This is a genomic window from Vibrio jasicida CAIM 1864 = LMG 25398 (assembly GCF_000400365.1).
GTDB lineage: Bacteria > Pseudomonadota > Gammaproteobacteria > Enterobacterales > Vibrionaceae > Vibrio > Vibrio jasicida.
The window spans coordinates 286306-303939 of the sequence record NZ_BAOG01000003.1 but is presented as its reverse complement, the minus strand read 5'-3'; the positions used below and the strand labels follow the sequence as shown (position 1 = coordinate 303939).

Below are 17634 nucleotides of genomic sequence, written 5' to 3'. Positions count from 1 at the left end.
GCATGGTCAACATAAATGCGAGTTGGGCTGCGGAAGACGATGTCGTTAAAGTCGGTGATTTAGTCCAAATCAACCTTCCAGGAGAAGCCTCACTAAACAAAGGCTTCCAAGTCGATAAACGAGGTCGCATCAGCCTACCGGAAATCGGACCTGTATTTGTAGCTGGATATAATGAAAAGCAACTTCAAGATGTGATTATCGAAAACCTGAAATCCGTTTATCGAGACGTGAACAACGCGCGCGTTTTCATCAAGCAGCAGCAACTACTCATATCCGTTCAAGGCTATGTGGTCAAACCCGGAGAATACACTTTACAAGCCGGCTCTAACATTCAAATGTTCCTATACGAAGCCGGTGGACTCCGTGCTGGTGCGCAGTTGGATAAAATCATCGTCAAGCGCGGTAACAAGAACATCGAATTCGATTACAAACGCTTCCTTGATACTGGTGATGACACCCAACTGCCGACGCTTGAATCTCTGGATGTTCTCTTCGTCCCTGCCTCTCCTCTCGTTGGTAACATAGAGCAAGAATTTGACGCTGCTAAACTGGCCAACTCTGGCGACAGTGCAGATGAAACGAAAGCTATCAAAGTGTTTGGTGAGGTGAACGCACCCGGCTCATTCACATACAAGCCAAACACAACACTCGTCGACGTTGTGATGCGAGCGGGTGGTGTTACGCGCTTCGCGAGTGTCGAACAAATCCGTGTGATCACCAACAATACACCAGTGATTTTTAACCTAAAGCGCTACCTAGACTCAGGTGATTCCAACTTACTACCAGACATCTTACCAGGGGCAACAATCTTTGTGCCTAAACAAGAGGAAGAGATAAAAGCGGGTGCCAATGTTGTTTATGTTATGGGTGAAGTCGCAAACCCTGGAGCATTTGAAGGCAAAAAAGGCGCGAGCTTTATGGACATTCTCGCCAACGCTGGCGGCCCTACTCGTTTTGCTGAATCCCGCCAAATCCGTGTGATTAAAGCGAACGGACAAGTGATCAAATTCGACCTTACGGCACACACAGAGGGGCTCACTTCTGCGAGACCGCCTGCAATATCCTCAGGAGACGCTATTTTCGTACCTGAGAAAACCGATATGAATGAAAAATCATGGTTGAAAGTCGCACCAAGCCGAGCTGTCGCAGTGATGGGGGAAGTGGTTCGTCCAGGTCGAATCGAATGGTCCAATGAAATGGATTTGATTGACCTACTCGCCCATGTTGGCGGCCCAACTCGCCGCGCAGACACCAGCAAAATAGAAGTGGCGAATAACAGTAAGATGACTCAGTTTGATTTGGACAAGTACATCCTACAAGGTTCACCAACCTCTAAGTTACCGAGCGTATCTGCAGGAACCGTGGTTCGAATTCATGCCCTGCCAGATGATCCAACAGACAACAAATCACAATGGGTTAGCCAAAGTTCAGATGCGTCTATTTATGTTTTTGGACAAATCAACTCTCCAGGCCGCTACCGTTTTACCAACGAGATGCACTTTCTCGACATTCTTTCTGCGGCTGACGGCCCAACGAAAGATGCCGATATTCATAATATTCGAGTAACGCACCGTGGTCTTGGTTACGCTAAAGTCAGCAAATTAAACCTATCGATGTATTTTGAAACCGGTGATGAAAACATCTTGCCGGATGTTCGCCCGGGCGACACCATCTACATCCCTGAGAAGAATAAGAACTGGCTTGACCGCTCAAAAGAATCGACCGTACGAGTGTTGGGCGAAGTGAGAGACCCAGGTCGTTACGTATTTAATGACAATATGACAATCCTTGACCTATTGGCAGAAGCCGGAGGACCAAGTGATAACGCTTACGTAGAAAAAATTAGCGTGGTCAACATGTCTTGTTGCCAAGGCCAAGCTCGTACATTCGACCTAACCGAGTTTAGTAAAACCGCTAACATTTATGACCTTCCGGTTATTCGCGCGGGCGACACTATCTATATTCCACACAAAGATGAGAGTTTTGCAGAGAAAGCACGGGCTGGCTTACGTGACCTTTTGCAAATCACGACCACCATTGTGTTAATAGGAGCGCTGTAATGACTATTCCTGCGACTCATGCTGAAATCGAACAAATCTACTTACAGGGCGAATTAAAAGGCCATCGCTCCCTATGTATCGTCGCTTGTCAATCCGAAGACGGCGTGACATCCGTGGCTTCCGCTTTGGCCGAACGTTTGATTCTTGCAGGGCATAACACACTTTACGTGGATTTGAACTTGTTCAAGCCTGCATACAATACGGTGCATCAATTTCCTGAGCAAGACGGCATCGGACAGCTCATCGCAAGAGAAGAAGATCATCAGACCTTAGTCGGCTTAACGGCCCCATCGATGGCCAGCACGCAACTCGCTTATCGCGATCCAACCATGCTTAAAAAAGTCATTGAGACTTGGTTGGACCAATATGATCGTGTCGTCATCGACACCTCACCATTATTGAGCTTAAATCGTAATAACATCCCCGCTCAAGTGGTTGCAGGCGTCTGTGATGCGAGCATATTAGTCGCCAGTTACGGTTCGACCACAGCTACACAAATTGACCAAGCAAAAAAACTATTAGAGAACAGTAACGCCAACCTACTTGGGGCGGTATTAAACATGAAGCACAATGCAGGCTTAAAAGACGAATTGATTCGTCAGGTAAAAAAGCTGCGCTTTTTGCCAGACAAGTTAAAAGCAAAAATATCGCAACAGATTAAAGACAGCGAATTATTTACCTTATAGGGAGCGTATCCAATGAACAATCACACAGATGTGGCCGTAGAGCCTGAATTGGTCGATGAATTGATTCTTCAACAAATGATCAAAGATACGTGCGCTGAGATAATGCCCACACTCATTGAGCACTACATCGAGGAGTCTCGCGAACGGGTAGAAAAGATCAAACAAGCATTAGAAACCTGCAATATCAACACCCTAGAGTTTGAGGTGCACACTCTAGGCAGCTCCGCACTTGCTCTAGGGAACCGTACCCTTTCTCGACATGCGAGAACCATTGAGAAACACTGCGTGGAAGGTGAAACTCAACAAGCCCTACTCCTATGCCAATCATTGCCGCAACTCGCCGAAAATTCCTTTATTGCCTTGAATCAGAGAAAGGAGCAAGGATTTGAGGATTAAGGTCTATACCTAGGTAACTTCAACACGCTTGGGTATATATTGATTTATTTAATTAGCTAAAAAATAAAGAATTTTCTGCAAGACTCCCAACCTGTGCTAATACTTAAATATAACGATTCTCAAAATGAGAATAGAAAAGAAGCTATCTGCTTGAGAGTACGACAACTATTCATTCTCGCGAACTGACTCACAAGCTGACAAAGCAACGTTAGAACCAATACAGTGTCAGTACTGATTAAAGGTTTTAACGGAAAGCGAATAAAAGTTGGGAAAGGACTATGAGACCAAGGGTGTTATTGGTAGAAGACTCTACCTCACTAGCCATACTATACAAACAGTATGTCAAGGACGAACCTTACGACATCTTTCACGTAGAAACTGGACGTGAGGCCATCCAATTCATTGAGAGAAGTAAACCGCAACTCATCATTCTCGATTTAAAATTACCCGATATGTCCGGGGAAGACGTTCTTGATTGGGTCAATGAGAATGAAATTCCAACTTCAGTCATCATTGCAACCGCACATGGCAGCGTAGACATTGCGGTAGGTTTAATTCAAAAAGGTGCGGAAGACTTTCTTGAAAAGCCCATCAATGCAGACCGACTCAAGACCTCTGTTGCACTTCACCTTAAACGTGCCAAGTTAGAAAACTTAGTAGAAAACATTCAATCTACCTTCGACCGACACAATTACCATGGATTCATCGGTTCTAGTTTGCCAATGCAAGCCGTCTACAAAACCATTGATGCTGTCGCTCCAACCTCTGCTAGTGTATTTATCGTTGGTGAGAGTGGTACTGGTAAAGAAGTCTGTGCCGAAGCAATCCATCGTCAAAGTGATCGTCGTGATAAACCCTTTATTGCCATCAACTGTGGTGCGATTCCACGAGATTTAATGGAAAGCGAAATTTTTGGTCACGTTAAAGGCGCATTTACTGGTGCGACAACAGATAGGAAAGGTGCAGCAACCGTTGCTCATGGTGGAACCCTCTTCCTAGATGAACTGTGTGAGATGGAATTGGAAATGCAGAAAAAGCTGCTCCGTTTTCTACAAACAGGCACTTACACGCCACTTGGCGCGACCAAAGAAATGAAAGTGGATGTTCGCATCATCTGTGCGACAAACCGCGACCCACTTACGGAAGTCGAAGAAGGCCGCTTCCGCGAAGATTTATACTATCGCGTCCATGTTGTACCTATTGATATGCCGCCACTCAGAGAGCGAGGTAGTGACATTGTCACTCTTGCTAAGCATTTTCTGACCACCTACTCCAAGCAGGACAAAAAGAAGTTCAACAATATCGATAATGAAGCACAGTACGTGATCAAACATTACGACTGGCCGGGGAATGTTCGTCAATTGCAAAACATCATCCGTAACATCGTGGTGTTAAACAATGAAGACAAAGTCACCGTCGCGCATCTACCCGCGCAGCTAACTCGCAAGCCATCAAAAGCACGTGTAATTACGCAGCCCGTAGAACCCGCACCGACCACCGTTGCTAAGCCTTCTCCAATACAGCCCGTTGAACATATCGCTACCGATATGCTGCCTCAAGAACCGGTAACCAGACCCGAACCGATACCAATGAGTGCTTCTGCACAAGTCGCGTCGCCGTACTTTAATACGGATGGCACCATTCGACCGATGTGGAAGGTGGAACGGGAAGCAATTCAAAATGCGATAGCCTACTGCGATGGTAACGTACTCAACGCCGCGGTAATGTTAGAGCTGAGTCCATCTACTGTTTATCGTAAAAAACAAGCGTGGGAAGCGGATGAGGCTAATCTCGAACAATCGTGAGATACCTGTCGCTGGCGAGGTTTGGATTTTACTCGATAGCCGAATTTTTGGTGGCATAGAAAGTCACGTCCTTGAGCTTGCCAAAGGATTACAAGCATTTCATGTCCACGTTAGAGTGGTATTGGTGGTTGAGTACAACCCACCAGCATCGCTTGTTTCTAGGTTGGCCGATTCCGATGTTCCCGTAAGCTACTTACACCAACTTTGCCCCAAGAATAATGACACACATTCTGTCATTGCGGTAAAACGACTTACCATTGCGGTTGCAGAGCATCAACCAAGCGTTATCCACACTCACGGCTACAAAGCGAGCTTACTTGCGCGCAGCGCCGAACTGTTTACACGTACCTTCCCTCGTCTTATTTCTACCTACCATGCCGGCGAAACACCAACGGGAAAAGTGTGGTTTTACGATTGGCTTGATCGTTATAGCGGTCGTTTGTCCGATCATTGTTTTGCGGTTAGCCAAAGTATTCAAAATAAACTGCCGATAAAAACCGAGCTATTGAACAACTTTGTTTCACTTCCTGCACAAAACAGCAGCTACAAAGAAATCGCATTCGTTGGTCGATTGAGCCATGAAAAAGGCGCGGATCGCTTTATCGACATCGCGAGGCATTTTCCTGATCGTCAGTTTTCTATTTACGGCGACGGTCCTGAAGGAAAAGACCTCGCCCAACAAGCGCCCGGTAATGTTGTGTTTCATGGGCATCAACACAACATGAACGCGGTATGGAACAATATTGGCGTATTGATTATCTCTTCTCGCTATGAAGGCCTCCCAATGGCGGCATTAGAAGCGATGTCGAGAGGAATTGTGGTATTCAGCCTAAAAGTCGGCCGATTACATGATCTTATTGAAGATGGCAGTAATGGATTTATTGCGCCAGATATTCTCAATTTGATAGACAAGCTCAACCATTGGATAACCATGAGCACCTATACCCAATCGCTTATTCGCAAAAAGGCCATTAAGACCATCTCGGAGCAGTATTCTTCACAAAGTATCATTCCTATTTTGATTGAACGCTATCAAATTGAAAATCAAACTTGATGCATATGCATTCTCATTATGAAAAACTTGCTTTCCCCTACCTACTCTTAAATATCTTTACTCCATTAAATCAGTAACTTAAACAAATGATAAGGTTTGGCATCTCGGTTGCAGTATCCCAGTAAACAAAAGGGCAAACCGAGGTGACGACGATGGCTACTCCAAAACGCATTCTATATGTTCATTATGGCGACAACTGGCTTCGCCACAACGAAGTTGTATTACTTGATCTTTTGTCGCGCATTGATCGTGAGCAGTTCTTGCCTTATGTCTGGACGAACTGTGAGCCTTTAATTGAAAAATGCCGAGAGATGGGGATTGAAACTCAATATTCTCCCTTCAAGTTAGTCGGAGGCTGGAGTACGCCCCGCTGGGACATCAGCGCATGGAATCGCCTTATCAAGCAAGGCTCTGAACTCATCGAAAAGCACGCTATCGATCTTGTGCATGTGAACAATGGTGCGACCTGTCAGTGGATGTGTCTGGCGACACGAATGAACCACATACCTTTGGTTACGCAGCTGCATTGCCATTATCCCATCCGTGATCGATTTTCACTTGACTTGCACATGTCGCCAAAGCTGATCTGTGTCAGTAAGGGAATAAGCCAAGAGCTGGCCCGCGACGGCTACCCAAAAGAGAACTTACACGTGATCCACAATGGCGTTTCGTTAAACCGAAATGAACCGTCGGTTGATGTGAAGGACTACCTCGGTATCCCAAAAAACGCTTTCACCTTCCTATCCGTTGGTGCTCTGATAAAAAGTAAAGGTTTTGATCGCCTGATTCGCGCGATTCACATGCACAACTATCATCAGAATAATCCGCACCTTGTGATTGTTGGAGACGGGGAAGAAAAAGCCCCCTTACAACAACTCACAGCGGATCTTGGTGTTGAAGACCGTGTGCATTTTGTCGGGGAACAGCATAACAAAGACGCATGGATGACAGGCAACGTCGACGCCTTTATCAGTGGTGCTTACGAAGAAGACTACGGTCTGGTGATTGGGCAAGCTGCGTTAGCAAAATTGCCTATCGTGGCCCCAAAAATCGGTGTTATCCCTGAATTAGTCGAACACAATCACAGTGCTCTTCTGTATTCCAATCATGGGATGGCCGGTCTGCTCAATTCTGTGCAGCGCATGCTAAATGATGCTCCGCTGCGAAATCAAATTGCTCACAATGCTTATCACTACGCGACGCAACACCTTACCGTTTCGGCTTCGGTGAACGCGATAGAGTCAATTTATCATGCAGAGCTGGCACATGAGCCTACGGCTTCTATACCACCCACGCACAGTCTTAAACCTATGCCTCGTTGGCTAAAACACAATTGAGGATAGGGTCATGAAATACGTACTGATGTTGGACACTATCCCGTTGCAAAGCGGTTCAAAAACAGCAAATGCTGAACTCTTAAAACAGTGCGATCAGCGAGATGTCGTCGGTTATGTCGCAACGACTCACCCAGAGCACTGGAATCGGTTACTGAAAGATGACGAACGTATTCAAGTCGTTAAAGTTCGTCGGTCGCCGATTATTTCTCAGCATGGTCTGGCTTATTGGTTAATGAATGGATTTTACCTTTTCCAATTGTTGTTCATCTTGTGCAGATTACCCAAAATTGATTGGCTACTCGGCCTTTCTAATCCCAACAACGATATGCCTTTGTATCTATTGCGCTTATTGAACCGTAAACCAATCGTTCAAATCATCAGCCAATCGGTTGGTAAATCACGATCTGCAGGTTATTGCGTCACAAAAGCAACCAGTATCTATTACTTGGCAAGTTGTCGCGAATCCATAATCCACGCATTGCAAGCGTATCTCAACCAACCCATTGCTGCAGTTAAACGTTACTGGGCAGACCTAAATACCTCATCATTCGTCAACGGTCTCTCTTCAGAGCGTTGGCCAAAGCAAGCGAATCCTATGTCCTCTCGCGTGTTTTGGGCAGCGACTCTCCTAAAACGCAAAAACGTCGACTTGCTCTTAGACGCCATTCAATTGGAAAACGGCACAAACTTCAAAGCAACCGTGTGTTATATCCAACCCAACCTAATTGATGATGAATGCTTAACCCCTGATTTAACTGCAAAAAGTGTCGATTGGTACGAGGCACCAGCAAACCTTGATGACCTAAGAGCACAATGTGGTGTGTTTGTTGCAACAGCAGAGAATGAGCCGTTTGGTCTTGCAATTTTGGAATCATTAGCCGCAGGAATGTGTGTGGTAATTCCACATGATGACAGTTACTGGGATCGAATCCTTACTGACGGAAAAAATTGCATCAAATACACACCCAACGACGCGGCCTCGCTGCACAACGCGATTCGCTTACTCAATGAGTATCCATGGTTAAAGGTAACGATGGGAATCGAAGCACTCAATGTCGCTCAACTTTATACGGCTGAACGTTGTTACTTCCCAATCACTCAGCATTTGTGCTCAGGCCCAGAACAACAAAATGAATCCAGCGCGAAAAAGCGCAACAACGTCAAAGGATATGACCATGTCTAGAGCAATGACCAACATGTCACTCTTTGCCATTGCACTGGTGATCAACAAGAGCATTAGCTTAATCATGCTACCAATACTTCCGCAATATTTGACACCGGAACAAATCGGTAAAATGGAAATCATCGCGTCTGTTGGTATTGTGATTGCTTTAATCATTAGCCTAGCGTTGCATGAAGCCCTAAATCGCTTCGCTGGCGTGGAAGACGACCCGCAGAAAAGGAAGTCACTGCTAGACCAAATTTACTCTCTTTCATTGCTTATCTCTGTTCCTATCGCTTTGGTCTTGGCTACGATCATCATTGTTATGCCCGTACCAGAACCTTTTACTAAGACAGAATGGATGGTTGCCTTAGTTGCCATTGCTTTCGAGGGAGCGATTGCGATAGGGACAGCGTGGCTAAGACTACAAGACGACAAGGCGAAAACCTTGTTGTATGTGATGGTGACGACCACGGCACTTCAAGCGGCGTTCATTATCATCGCGCTTCAATTTAGCCAAACGGTGCTGTCCGTCTTACTTGGTGGGCTGCTCGCTGCTGCGGCACAATTAATTTGGTTACACTTCATCAATCGCTATCAATTGGTTCTTCCGAGTTTTATCTCGACAAAACAATTCTTTAAATACTGCTATCCCATTATGTGCTCGGGCTTAATCATGTTTTGTTTAAATGGTGCAGAACGTTGGTTTATTGGGGCAAATGCATCGTTAGCAACGCTAGGGGTGTACACAATCGCATTTAAATTCGCAATTGGTATGTGTTTTTTGGCACAACCTTTTGCCATGTGGTGGTCGCCAAGACGGTTTTCGATTTTAGAGAAAAAGGGCGCCAACGAAGCGACGCGAATCACCCACCTAGGTATGATTTATCTGACATTTCTAGTCGTAGTCGTAGGCTCATTAGCCGTAATCATTATCAACAATTTCTTGCCTGTGGCGTATCGAGAAGCGTCGCTTTATGTTCTGTTTCTTTTACCGATAGCCCTACTTAAAGAATGGAGTGACTTGCTGTGTATTAGCATCCTATACAAAAGGAAGACCCACTGGTTAATGGGCATTAATGCAATACCGGCCGCAATTGGTCTTGCGATGTTGTTCAGCTTATCAGCACTAGGGATCTTCGGTGTGTTTATCGCTCTTTATTATGCTCAGCTTTGTCGACTGGCGTTGACCTTTAGCATTGGTCAACAATGCATGAAGCTCCCTTTCCACCTGAGCTTAATGGTAATACTACATATCCTTGCTGGCGCGTCGTTATTCTTGATTCATTCAGCCGGTTCTACCCCACTTATCATGCTGGTATGTTTCACAAGTTGCGTGCTCATCGCGACCATAGCGTTTCGTTACTTTGATGCGCAAACCAAAAGTAACGTGCACCACTTTTGGCTCAAGTGGCGCGGCCAAATGAAGAGAACACCGCTATGATCAGCGCTGAATTGAGAATGAAGCAGTCCATCATCGCGATCGCGCTCACGACGTGTATCGCGCTGTTATGGTTGGTGATGCCAAATCCAATTCTGATTCTCGTACTTTGTTTTGCGCCATTGGCTATCTTGTTTGTTCTCAACCAAACCTTCTGGTTCGTGACTCTGTTTGTGATTTTTTCTTTCTTTCGGATTCACGAAACCTTTCCGGTGATTTACAACTTCAAAATTCCTTTGCTGCTTTCACTTGGGGCTCTTATGGCCTTGTCATTTCATTTATTGATTAGCCGTCAAATTATTGCGTTTTGGCACCCTTGCTTGAAATGGCTATCCATTTTTTGGGTTCTGGTGACATTAGGCGTAGCATTCGCTTCAAACCGCCCTGTTGCGATTGATGAATTCAACAGTGTTTATTGGAAGATCATCGTAATGACGCTAGCGATAACTTGGCTCATCACCACACCAAAACAAGTTGCTCAAATGTCGAAAGCCATCATGCTAGCAGGACTATTGGTTGGCTTAACCGCCCTGTCTAACGCGAGTAATGGTATAGGATTGGTCGAAGGCTCACGCGTGACCATCAGCCGCGACTTAGGTTCGGTACTTGGTGATCCAAATGATTTATCTTTAGTACTGATGTTCCCACTTGCATTTACTGTTAGCCAATTGCTAGAGAAAAGAGCCAGCTTTGTTCTTCGCTTGTTTGCATTGATCACCTGTGTCGTGTTGTTCTTCGCGATATTAGAAACACAAAGCCGAGGAGGCCTACTTGGCGCGCTTTCTGTCTTTGCGTACTTTGCGTTTAAACACATCAAAAGCAAAGCGTTAGTTATCTCTCTAGGGCTGGTTGGGGCGCTCGTTCTTTATGCCGTTGCAGGGATTTCTGGCCGCTCGTCTGGCGGTGCCGCGGAAGAAGGGATAGACGAGTCCGCAATGGGACGGATTTATGCTTGGGAAGCCGCAATAAAAATGGCGATAGAAAACCCATTAACGGGCATCGGGATAGACAACTTCTACAATAACTACTTCTTCTACAGTTCTCATTGGGATGGACTCAATCACGCCGTACACAGCACGTGGTTTGGCGTGTTAGCTGAAACTGGATTTGTTGGTTTATTCGTGTTTATCGCGCTGATTGTGTCTTTGATTCGAACTTCTCGTGAGACCATCCAGATGCTCACCCCTACTAGTGACCATACGTTGTCTATTGGAGCAAACGCCGTCTTGGGGGGTCTTATCGGTACGATTGTTTCCGGTACTTTTTTAACTCAAGGGTTTACTTGGCCAATATACATCCTAGCCGCGCTGACTATTGTGATACATCGTATCGTTCAATCTGATTGTCAAAATGCGAAAGCGTCATAGCCCTTTCTCTCGTTAAGTTCAACCATCTGTTTTTATTAAGTTATTTCCTTGGCACGCAATGTGATAAGTCTACTTATTAGAACAATCATAAAGTTGGCTCAAAGGAGAAAATGATGACGGACATCGTAGTGTTTGGCGAAGACTTTGGCGGATTGCCTTCTTCCACTCAACATATCATTAAACATCTGACAGACAATCACCGCATCCTGTGGGTTAATTCCATCGGTTTAAGGCAACCGAGGTTGGTGACAAAAGACGTAAAGCGCATTGTTAACAAACTCACACGTTCTTTTGATGCACATACACAGAACAATACAATGTTCAATCAAGACTGCCACATGAGCACCAGCATTCAAACGATTAACCTACTCACCATCCCTGCCCCGCGGACTCAATGGGCAAGGAAGGCGGCTTCGAGCATGATGCAACATCAACTGAAGCGAAAGCTAAAAGAGCTTGGCTTTGAAAAACCGGTACTCTGGACGTCTCTGCCGACTGCCGTTGATGTGTGTAAGAGTATGGATAACTATGGCATCGTTTATTATTGTGGCGACGATTTTGGTGCACTCGCCGGCGTCGATCATCAAACGGTCTTGGAACACGAAGAGGATTTGATTGATTGCTGCGACCTCATTTTGGCCGCGAGTGAAAAACTGGCGGCTAAATTCCCACAAGACAAAACTGTCACCCTCCCTCACGGTGTGGATTTCACCTTATTCTCAACTCCCGCAGTCAAAGCTAACGACTTGCCAGATAATGGCAGAAAAATACTTGGCTTTTACGGCAGTTTATCCGAATGGTTAGACTATGCATTGATTGAACAAGTAGCGGTTCAAGCACCCGATTGGGATCTCGTTTTTATTGGGCCAAACGAACTGCCCCACAACCCGCTCCCACAACGAACTAATGTCCACTACCTTGGACCTAGAGCACATCAACAGTTGCCAAGCTACTCACAGCACTGGGATGCGAGTTGGTTACCTTTCGTCAACAATGCTCAGATTAAAGCGTGTAATCCACTCAAGCTTTTGGAGTATTTAGCAACCGGCACACCTGTTATCAGCACCACTTTCCCAGCGCTCATGCCTTACAAACAGATGTTGCATGTTGCAGCGGATGCCGAGGATGTATGCGCCAGCTTAAATCATTTACTGCCTCCTCCAATTGGTTCTATGGCTTTGATCGAAAAACAAAGCTGGGCATCGAGAGCCTTTCAAGTTGAACAACTCGTGAGGTCACTATGAGCGATTTAAGAGAAAACCTATCTGTATTGCTTCACGGGGCCTGGCGTCGACGTTACCTGATCGTGGTCCCTATGCTAGTGCTGCCCGTCCTTGGTTTTATTGTCAGCAAGCTTTTGCCTACAAGTTACGTTGCGCACACCAGCATGCTGGTACAGGAAACCGCCAAAATGAATCCGTTTCTTGAAGATCTGGCCGTTTCTACTCAACTGAAAGACCGTATCAACGCGTTGAGTACATTATTAAAGAGCCGACACGTGCTCTTCTCCGTCGCTCAAGAACAAGGGTTGATAAACGATGAGATGGATCTAAAGGAACAAGAGTTCATTATTAAAGATCTCGCCAGTCGACTCTCCGTCAAACAGTTGGGTAAAGACTTCATTCAAATCGAACTTACCAACAAGACACCAGATGGCATGGAAGCGATGCTCACGTCGGTCAGTAATCATTTTGTCGAACAATTGCTTGCACCAGAGCGCTCCTCTATTAAAGATTCCAGTCACTTCCTGACGATTCATATCGATAAGAGGCGCACAGAGCTTGATGCAGCAGAACAAGCATTTGCTGAGTACAAAAATACTTACGCCCACGCAACACCCGAGATGCAGGCGCAAAGTTTGTCTCGACTCGCCAGTCTCAAGCAATCCTTGGCAGAGAAGGAAGCAGAGCTAGCCGGGGTAAAACGCAGCTTGGGTAGTTTGGACCAACAACTTTCTAAAACAAACCCAGTTATCGGTAAGATTGAAGAACAGATCATAGAAATACGCAGTGAGTTGACGCTGCTTCGTGCTAAATACACCGAAGCACACAGTCTGGTTCAAGGTAAAGTCCGAGAACTCAATCGACTTGAGCAAGAACGTACGGTACTGATTAATTCTAAACAACCGGAAATGAACAGTAATCAGCTTTGGGATATTGCCAGTACGGCAACGGTCAGCAACCTTGGCGACGCACAACCCTTGCTTGTCTCTCAACTCCATCAGCTGCAAATCATGCGAGGTCGATACGAGTCGCTAGAAGAAGAAACCGATAGTCTCTACAACATGATTCAAGATCTGGAAAACAACGCCAACCGTTTTGGTAGTACCGCGACTGAGATAAACAGGCTTGCACGAGACGTCGCAGTCAAACGCGAATTATACGATGATTTGGTTGAGCGTTATGAGATGGCTCAATTGACGGGTTCTCTCGGTGTGTTCGAAGAAAACAAACGGGTAAAAATCATTGATGAACCCTACACGCCAACCCTCCCTTCTAATCTACCCAGTATTGTTTTCGTCCTTCTGGGGCTCATTGGCGGTACGGGATTAGGAATTGGCATCGCAACTCTTATCGAGCTGGCTGACAACTCTATCCGTTCACGTAAGGCATTAGAAAATCACTTAGGCGTCGCTGTCATCACTACGATTCCAAAGGTGACATTTTAGCTCTTCACTGACGGCCCCCTCAGCACAATCAAAGCACTCGAACTTCGGGTGCTTTTTCTTATTTATCAACTTCTTACTTATTTGAAAGTGCACAACGAATATGAATTTCAATTTGAGAATAATTTTGTGTCATTTTAAGCACCTCACCAAAGTCTACTCTAACCATATGTTTTAACTGAATTTAATGATTGGCATGCACTGTGCAGTATTACTGATAACAACTGACGTCGAGGGCTGAGGAATGGAAAACGTTAAGACCCGAGAAAGTAATAGTAAGAGCAAAGGCAAAGTGATCGTTCATGTCGTTCAGCATCTCGCACCTGGAGGCTTAGAAACCTTGGTTCTTGAGATGCTTCGCTTTGCCAAAGCAGAAGACTCCGTTTTTGTCATTAGTCTAGAGGGAAACCGGTACACCGCGCTAAACCATTGGGAAAAGTTAGCAGACTATCAAGACCAACTCCACTTTCTCAACAAACAATCTGGTTTGGATCTTGTCACACTCAAAGCGTTGAAGAAGACATTAAAACAACTGCATGCCGATGTGGTACATACCCATCATATCGGGCCTCTTCTCTACGGAGGCATCGCCGCTCGGCTTCACGGAGTGAAGGCCTTAATCCATACCGAGCACGATGCTTGGCATCTTAACAACAGAAAAGCCGCACGATTGCAAACCGCCCTGCTCAAATTGCTTCGTCCTCAGGTTGTCGCAGACGCCGATTTTGTCGCAGAACAAATCATCAATAACTTGGGTTATGAACGAGTAAAAACGATCCACAACGGCATCGATTGCGAAAAATTCAAAGACGGCAATGGGCTGTTAGCTAAACAAACATTCTCGCTACCAACCGACAAGTTTATCATTGGAACCGCTGGCCGCTTAGAGGCCGTCAAAGGACAAGAAATCCTAATCAAAGCATTTTCGCAATTACCAGAAAGCACACACCTCGCGCTTGCTGGTTGTGGCAGCCAGCGAGATTTGCTTGAGGCACAAGTAAGGACTCTCGGCCTAGAAGAAAGAGTGACGTTTCTCGGGTTAGTCAATGACATGCCAAGCTTTTATCAAAGCCTCGATGTGTTTTGCTTGCCATCATTACAAGAAGGTTTTCCACTTTCAACACTGGAAGCACAAGCATGCGGCGTACCTTGTATCGCCAGCAATGTCGGCGCGGTAAAGGAAACATTATGTCCTCACACCAGTGCATTGGTAGAACCAAACCGAGTCCCAATGCTCACGGAAGCGTTAACAAACTACTTATCACGACAATCTCGTTCACCACGAAAACACATTCTTAAGCACTTTGATATTCGCGATATGGTTAATCGCTATGCTGTTTTATCTGGGGAGACTTCTTATGAGTGATTTACTTTGGACAGCGGGTTTCGTTTTATCTGCGCTACTGATTATTTACCACCACGTTGGCTACCCCCTTATTCTCAACTGGTTATCTGCTCATCGCAGAACAAGTAAAGTTTCCTCGAAACGAGGCGAAGGTAACTATAAAGCGTCAAAAAGCGACGGTACTTTACCCTCCATTACGGTGATCGTTCCCGCTTATAACGAAGAACAGTGGATAGCAGAGAAAATTCGCAACCTTGCTAGTTTAGATTATCCGAGAAATAAGCTTACCGTGGTAATTGCTTGTGACGGGTGCTCTGACAATACCGCTGATATTGCGCAAGACACCATTCAAGAAGCCATTTGTGCCGATACCTTGTTCATCATCCACGATCATCGAATCAACCGAGGTAAAGTGGCACTTCTCAACGCAGAAATGGAAAACGTCATTTCGGACATTACTGCTTTGAGTGACGTTTCCGCGCTGGTGTCGTGTGACTCTTTACTACTTGCTAGCCAGCACTACCAAAATGAAAACGTCGGCGTCGTTAATGCAACCTATCAAATCATGACAACCCAAAACGAAGGTGAAGCGGCATATTGGCATTATCAATCTCAAGTAAAATACAAAGAGTCGTTGATTGGATCGACCATCGGTTCTCATGGCGCGTTTTATACGTTTAGAACCAAACTGTTTTCGCCATTAGAGCCTGAGATCATCAATGACGACTTCATTTTGCCCATGCGCATTGTGCTTCAAGGTTATGACTCCGTTTATGAACCAAAAATGTTAGCCATCGAACTGGAAGAAAGCTCAGACAGTTCGGACTTCCAACGTCGCCTGCGTATTTCTGCCGGGAATATGCAGCAATTCTTAAAGCTAAAAAAGCTGCTGCTTCCCCGTTATCGTGGCACCGCATTTGCATTTCTATCGGGAAAGGTACTGCGTCTCGCGACGCCTTATCTGATGATCTTATGCTTGGTGAGCTCATTGCTGCTTGATCACTATCCAGCATTTCAGATTCTAATGTTTGGGCAGTTAACGGTATATCTCGTCGCGCTGATCACTTACTTTGTTCCGGTTTTCAATATATTCAAACCGTTCAAATTAATCAGTTACATGGTCGTAGGACATATCGCCAACTTTGCAGGTGGATTGCGTTACCTACTCGGAATGGAAAATGGGCGTTGGAAACGCATTAATCAATAAGGAAGTCATCATGAAGACATCACGCTACGATTCAAACATTCACCTAGCTAAGCGAGCTTTCGATGTTCTCATTTCGCTATTGGTCTTAATCGTGACTGCGCCAATCATGCCTTTGATTGCTTTGGCGATTGTCATCGATTCGCGTGGCCCTATTATTTATCGTCAACTTCGTGTTGGACGCTGCACACCAGAAAAAATGGATTTATTCGAAATCATGAAGTTTCGCACCATGTATGTCGACGCAGAACAACGATCTGGCGCAGTTTGGGCATCGGCAAATGATCCACGTATTACGCCCGTTGGCCGTTTTTTACGCAAGACACGATTGGATGAACTACCACAATTGTTCAACGTATTGAAAGGTGAAATGTCACTGATTGGCCCACGCCCTGAACGCCCTGCTTTCTATCAAAAACTGGAAGACGAAATCCCATTTTTTGTCGAACGAACATACGGTGTTTTACCAGGCATCACTGGATTGGCACAAGTGAATCAAGGTTACGATTCTTGCATCGAGGACGTTCGTCGCAAGGTAGGTTTTGACCACAGTTATGCACTGAGCTTAAGTTCTTTCTATTCTTGGATTTCCATGGACATTACCATTATGAGCAAAACCTTAGTCGTCATGATCGACGGTCGAGGTCAATGAGCTCACAAAGGTAGAAGCGTTACTCTTGCCACTGGCGACGCATGTTTTCAATCGTCGCTGGTGGTACATTATGAACACTTGAGTACTCACCGCGACAGACCTGAACTTCCACTTCAATCCCCTTCTTTTCACAATACTTTACATAGCGTTTCATTTCCCAGCGACGCACAAACGTGTTACTCACAATCACTGTCTTACCTTTACTTAGCCACTTGCGCGTTTGTTGAAAGCACCATTCATGCGCTTCTGCCAGCTTCGTACCGTCAAAAACATACTCGCCATTTTCATTCTCAAAATACATGTCAGCTTCAAAATGCTTTGCTTTGAGCTGTTTGGACAATTGCTTGGCCAGCGTTGTCTTGCCAGAGCCCGGCAAGCCACGAACAAGAAGGAGTTTTGCATTAGACATAATGGAAGGATTTTAGTGAAAAACCAGCAAACTGTACGCTATTTTTGAGGA

15 protein-coding genes are annotated in these 17634 nt (G+C 45.4%); 14 read left to right on the top strand and 1 reads right to left on the bottom strand.

Features of this window, described 5'->3' with window-relative positions; all coding sequences use genetic code 11:
- The first annotated feature begins 2 nt into the window (after positions 1-2).
- The 14 genes from VJL_RS01360 to VJL_RS01295 all read left to right on the top strand — a co-directional run bounded on the left by VJL_RS01360 (position 3) and on the right by VJL_RS01295 (position 17174).
- Positions 3-2060, top strand: a complete 2058-nt coding sequence (locus VJL_RS01360; RefSeq protein WP_439654142.1) for an SLBB domain-containing protein — start codon at positions 3-5, stop codon at positions 2058-2060.
- The gene (locus VJL_RS01355) at positions 2060-2746 is read left to right on the top strand and encodes a CpsD/CapB family tyrosine-protein kinase (protein WP_038874993.1); all 687 of its coding nucleotides are present in this window, start codon (positions 2060-2062) and stop codon (positions 2744-2746) included. Before VJL_RS01360 ends, VJL_RS01355 begins: the two co-directional genes overlap by 1 nt.
- Before the next feature lie 12 nt (positions 2747-2758).
- Complete coding sequence (locus tag VJL_RS01350) at positions 2759-3142, top strand: Hpt domain-containing protein (RefSeq protein ID WP_038874991.1); 384 nt, start codon at positions 2759-2761, stop codon at positions 3140-3142.
- A gap of 278 nt (positions 3143-3420) precedes the next feature.
- On the top strand, positions 3421-4947 hold the full coding sequence (locus tag VJL_RS01345; RefSeq protein WP_038874989.1) for a sigma-54-dependent transcriptional regulator: 1527 nt from the start codon (positions 3421-3423) through the stop codon (positions 4945-4947).
- On the top strand, positions 4922-6001 hold the full coding sequence (locus tag VJL_RS01340) for a glycosyltransferase family 4 protein (protein ID WP_038874988.1): 1080 nt from the start codon (positions 4922-4924) through the stop codon (positions 5999-6001). Before VJL_RS01345 ends, VJL_RS01340 begins: the two co-directional genes overlap by 26 nt.
- Positions 6002-6153: 152 nt before the next feature.
- Entirely contained in the window at positions 6154-7338 is a 1185-nt protein-coding gene (locus VJL_RS01335; RefSeq protein WP_038874986.1) for a glycosyltransferase, read from the top strand.
- 10 nt (positions 7339-7348) lie between these two features.
- Positions 7349-8521, top strand: a complete 1173-nt coding sequence (locus tag VJL_RS01330) for a glycosyltransferase family 4 protein (RefSeq protein WP_038874984.1) — start codon at positions 7349-7351, stop codon at positions 8519-8521.
- The gene (locus tag VJL_RS01325) at positions 8514-9944 is read left to right on the top strand and encodes a lipopolysaccharide biosynthesis protein (protein ID WP_038874982.1); all 1431 of its coding nucleotides are present in this window, start codon (positions 8514-8516) and stop codon (positions 9942-9944) included. Before VJL_RS01330 ends, VJL_RS01325 begins: the two co-directional genes overlap by 8 nt.
- Positions 9941-11308, top strand: coding sequence for an O-antigen ligase family protein (locus VJL_RS01320; RefSeq protein ID WP_038874979.1), 1368 nt, complete (start codon positions 9941-9943; stop codon positions 11306-11308). The genes VJL_RS01325 and VJL_RS01320 overlap by 4 nt, the downstream gene beginning before the upstream one ends.
- Positions 11309-11421: 113 nt before the next feature.
- Positions 11422-12552: a glycosyltransferase gene (locus tag VJL_RS01315; RefSeq protein WP_038874976.1), complete on the top strand. Its 1131-nt coding sequence runs from the start codon at positions 11422-11424 to the stop codon at positions 12550-12552.
- Positions 12549-13976 (top strand): GumC family protein, encoded by a 1428-nt coding sequence (locus VJL_RS01310; RefSeq protein WP_038874973.1) that lies wholly within the window; start codon positions 12549-12551, stop codon positions 13974-13976. The genes VJL_RS01315 and VJL_RS01310 overlap by 4 nt, the downstream gene beginning before the upstream one ends.
- Before the next feature lie 241 nt (positions 13977-14217).
- Complete coding sequence (locus VJL_RS01305; protein ID WP_038874970.1) at positions 14218-15339, top strand: glycosyltransferase; 1122 nt, start codon at positions 14218-14220, stop codon at positions 15337-15339.
- Positions 15332-16525, top strand: a complete 1194-nt coding sequence (locus tag VJL_RS01300) for a glycosyltransferase family 2 protein (RefSeq protein ID WP_038874968.1) — start codon at positions 15332-15334, stop codon at positions 16523-16525. Before VJL_RS01305 ends, VJL_RS01300 begins: the two co-directional genes overlap by 8 nt.
- Before the next feature lie 10 nt (positions 16526-16535).
- Complete coding sequence (locus VJL_RS01295; RefSeq protein WP_038875097.1) at positions 16536-17174, top strand: sugar transferase; 639 nt, start codon at positions 16536-16538, stop codon at positions 17172-17174.
- A gap of 19 nt (positions 17175-17193) precedes the next feature.
- Here the strand turns inward: VJL_RS01295 and VJL_RS01290 are convergent, their stop codons facing one another.
- Complete coding sequence (locus tag VJL_RS01290) at positions 17194-17583, bottom strand: ATP-binding protein (RefSeq protein WP_038872641.1); 390 nt, start codon at positions 17581-17583, stop codon at positions 17194-17196.
- Positions 17584-17634: the final 51 nt, after the last annotated feature.

What these genes read in the sequence shown, in the direction of transcription:
- VJL_RS01360 (WP_439654142.1), top strand. Translation starts at nt 3, where the DNA reads ATGGTCAACATAAATGCGAGTTGGGCTGCGGAAGACGATGTCGTTAAA.
- VJL_RS01355 (WP_038874993.1), top strand. Translation starts at nt 2,060, where the DNA reads ATGACTATTCCTGCGACTCATGCTGAAATCGAACAAATCTACTTACAG.
- VJL_RS01350 (WP_038874991.1), top strand. Translation starts at nt 2,759, where the DNA reads ATGAACAATCACACAGATGTGGCCGTAGAGCCTGAATTGGTCGATGAA.
- VJL_RS01345 (WP_038874989.1), top strand. Translation starts at nt 3,421, where the DNA reads ATGAGACCAAGGGTGTTATTGGTAGAAGACTCTACCTCACTAGCCATA.
- VJL_RS01340 (WP_038874988.1), top strand. Translation starts at nt 4,922, where the DNA reads ATGAGGCTAATCTCGAACAATCGTGAGATACCTGTCGCTGGCGAGGTT.
- VJL_RS01335 (WP_038874986.1), top strand. Translation starts at nt 6,154, where the DNA reads ATGGCTACTCCAAAACGCATTCTATATGTTCATTATGGCGACAACTGG.
- VJL_RS01330 (WP_038874984.1), top strand. Translation starts at nt 7,349, where the DNA reads ATGAAATACGTACTGATGTTGGACACTATCCCGTTGCAAAGCGGTTCA.
- VJL_RS01325 (WP_038874982.1), top strand. Translation starts at nt 8,514, where the DNA reads ATGTCTAGAGCAATGACCAACATGTCACTCTTTGCCATTGCACTGGTG.
- VJL_RS01320 (WP_038874979.1), top strand. Translation starts at nt 9,941, where the DNA reads ATGATCAGCGCTGAATTGAGAATGAAGCAGTCCATCATCGCGATCGCG.
- VJL_RS01315 (WP_038874976.1), top strand. Translation starts at nt 11,422, where the DNA reads ATGACGGACATCGTAGTGTTTGGCGAAGACTTTGGCGGATTGCCTTCT.
- VJL_RS01310 (WP_038874973.1), top strand. Translation starts at nt 12,549, where the DNA reads ATGAGCGATTTAAGAGAAAACCTATCTGTATTGCTTCACGGGGCCTGG.
- VJL_RS01305 (WP_038874970.1), top strand. Translation starts at nt 14,218, where the DNA reads ATGGAAAACGTTAAGACCCGAGAAAGTAATAGTAAGAGCAAAGGCAAA.
- VJL_RS01300 (WP_038874968.1), top strand. Translation starts at nt 15,332, where the DNA reads ATGAGTGATTTACTTTGGACAGCGGGTTTCGTTTTATCTGCGCTACTG.
- VJL_RS01295 (WP_038875097.1), top strand. Translation starts at nt 16,536, where the DNA reads ATGAAGACATCACGCTACGATTCAAACATTCACCTAGCTAAGCGAGCT.
- VJL_RS01290 (WP_038872641.1), bottom strand. Translation starts at nt 17,583, where the DNA reads ATGTCTAATGCAAAACTCCTTCTTGTTCGTGGCTTGCCGGGCTCTGGC.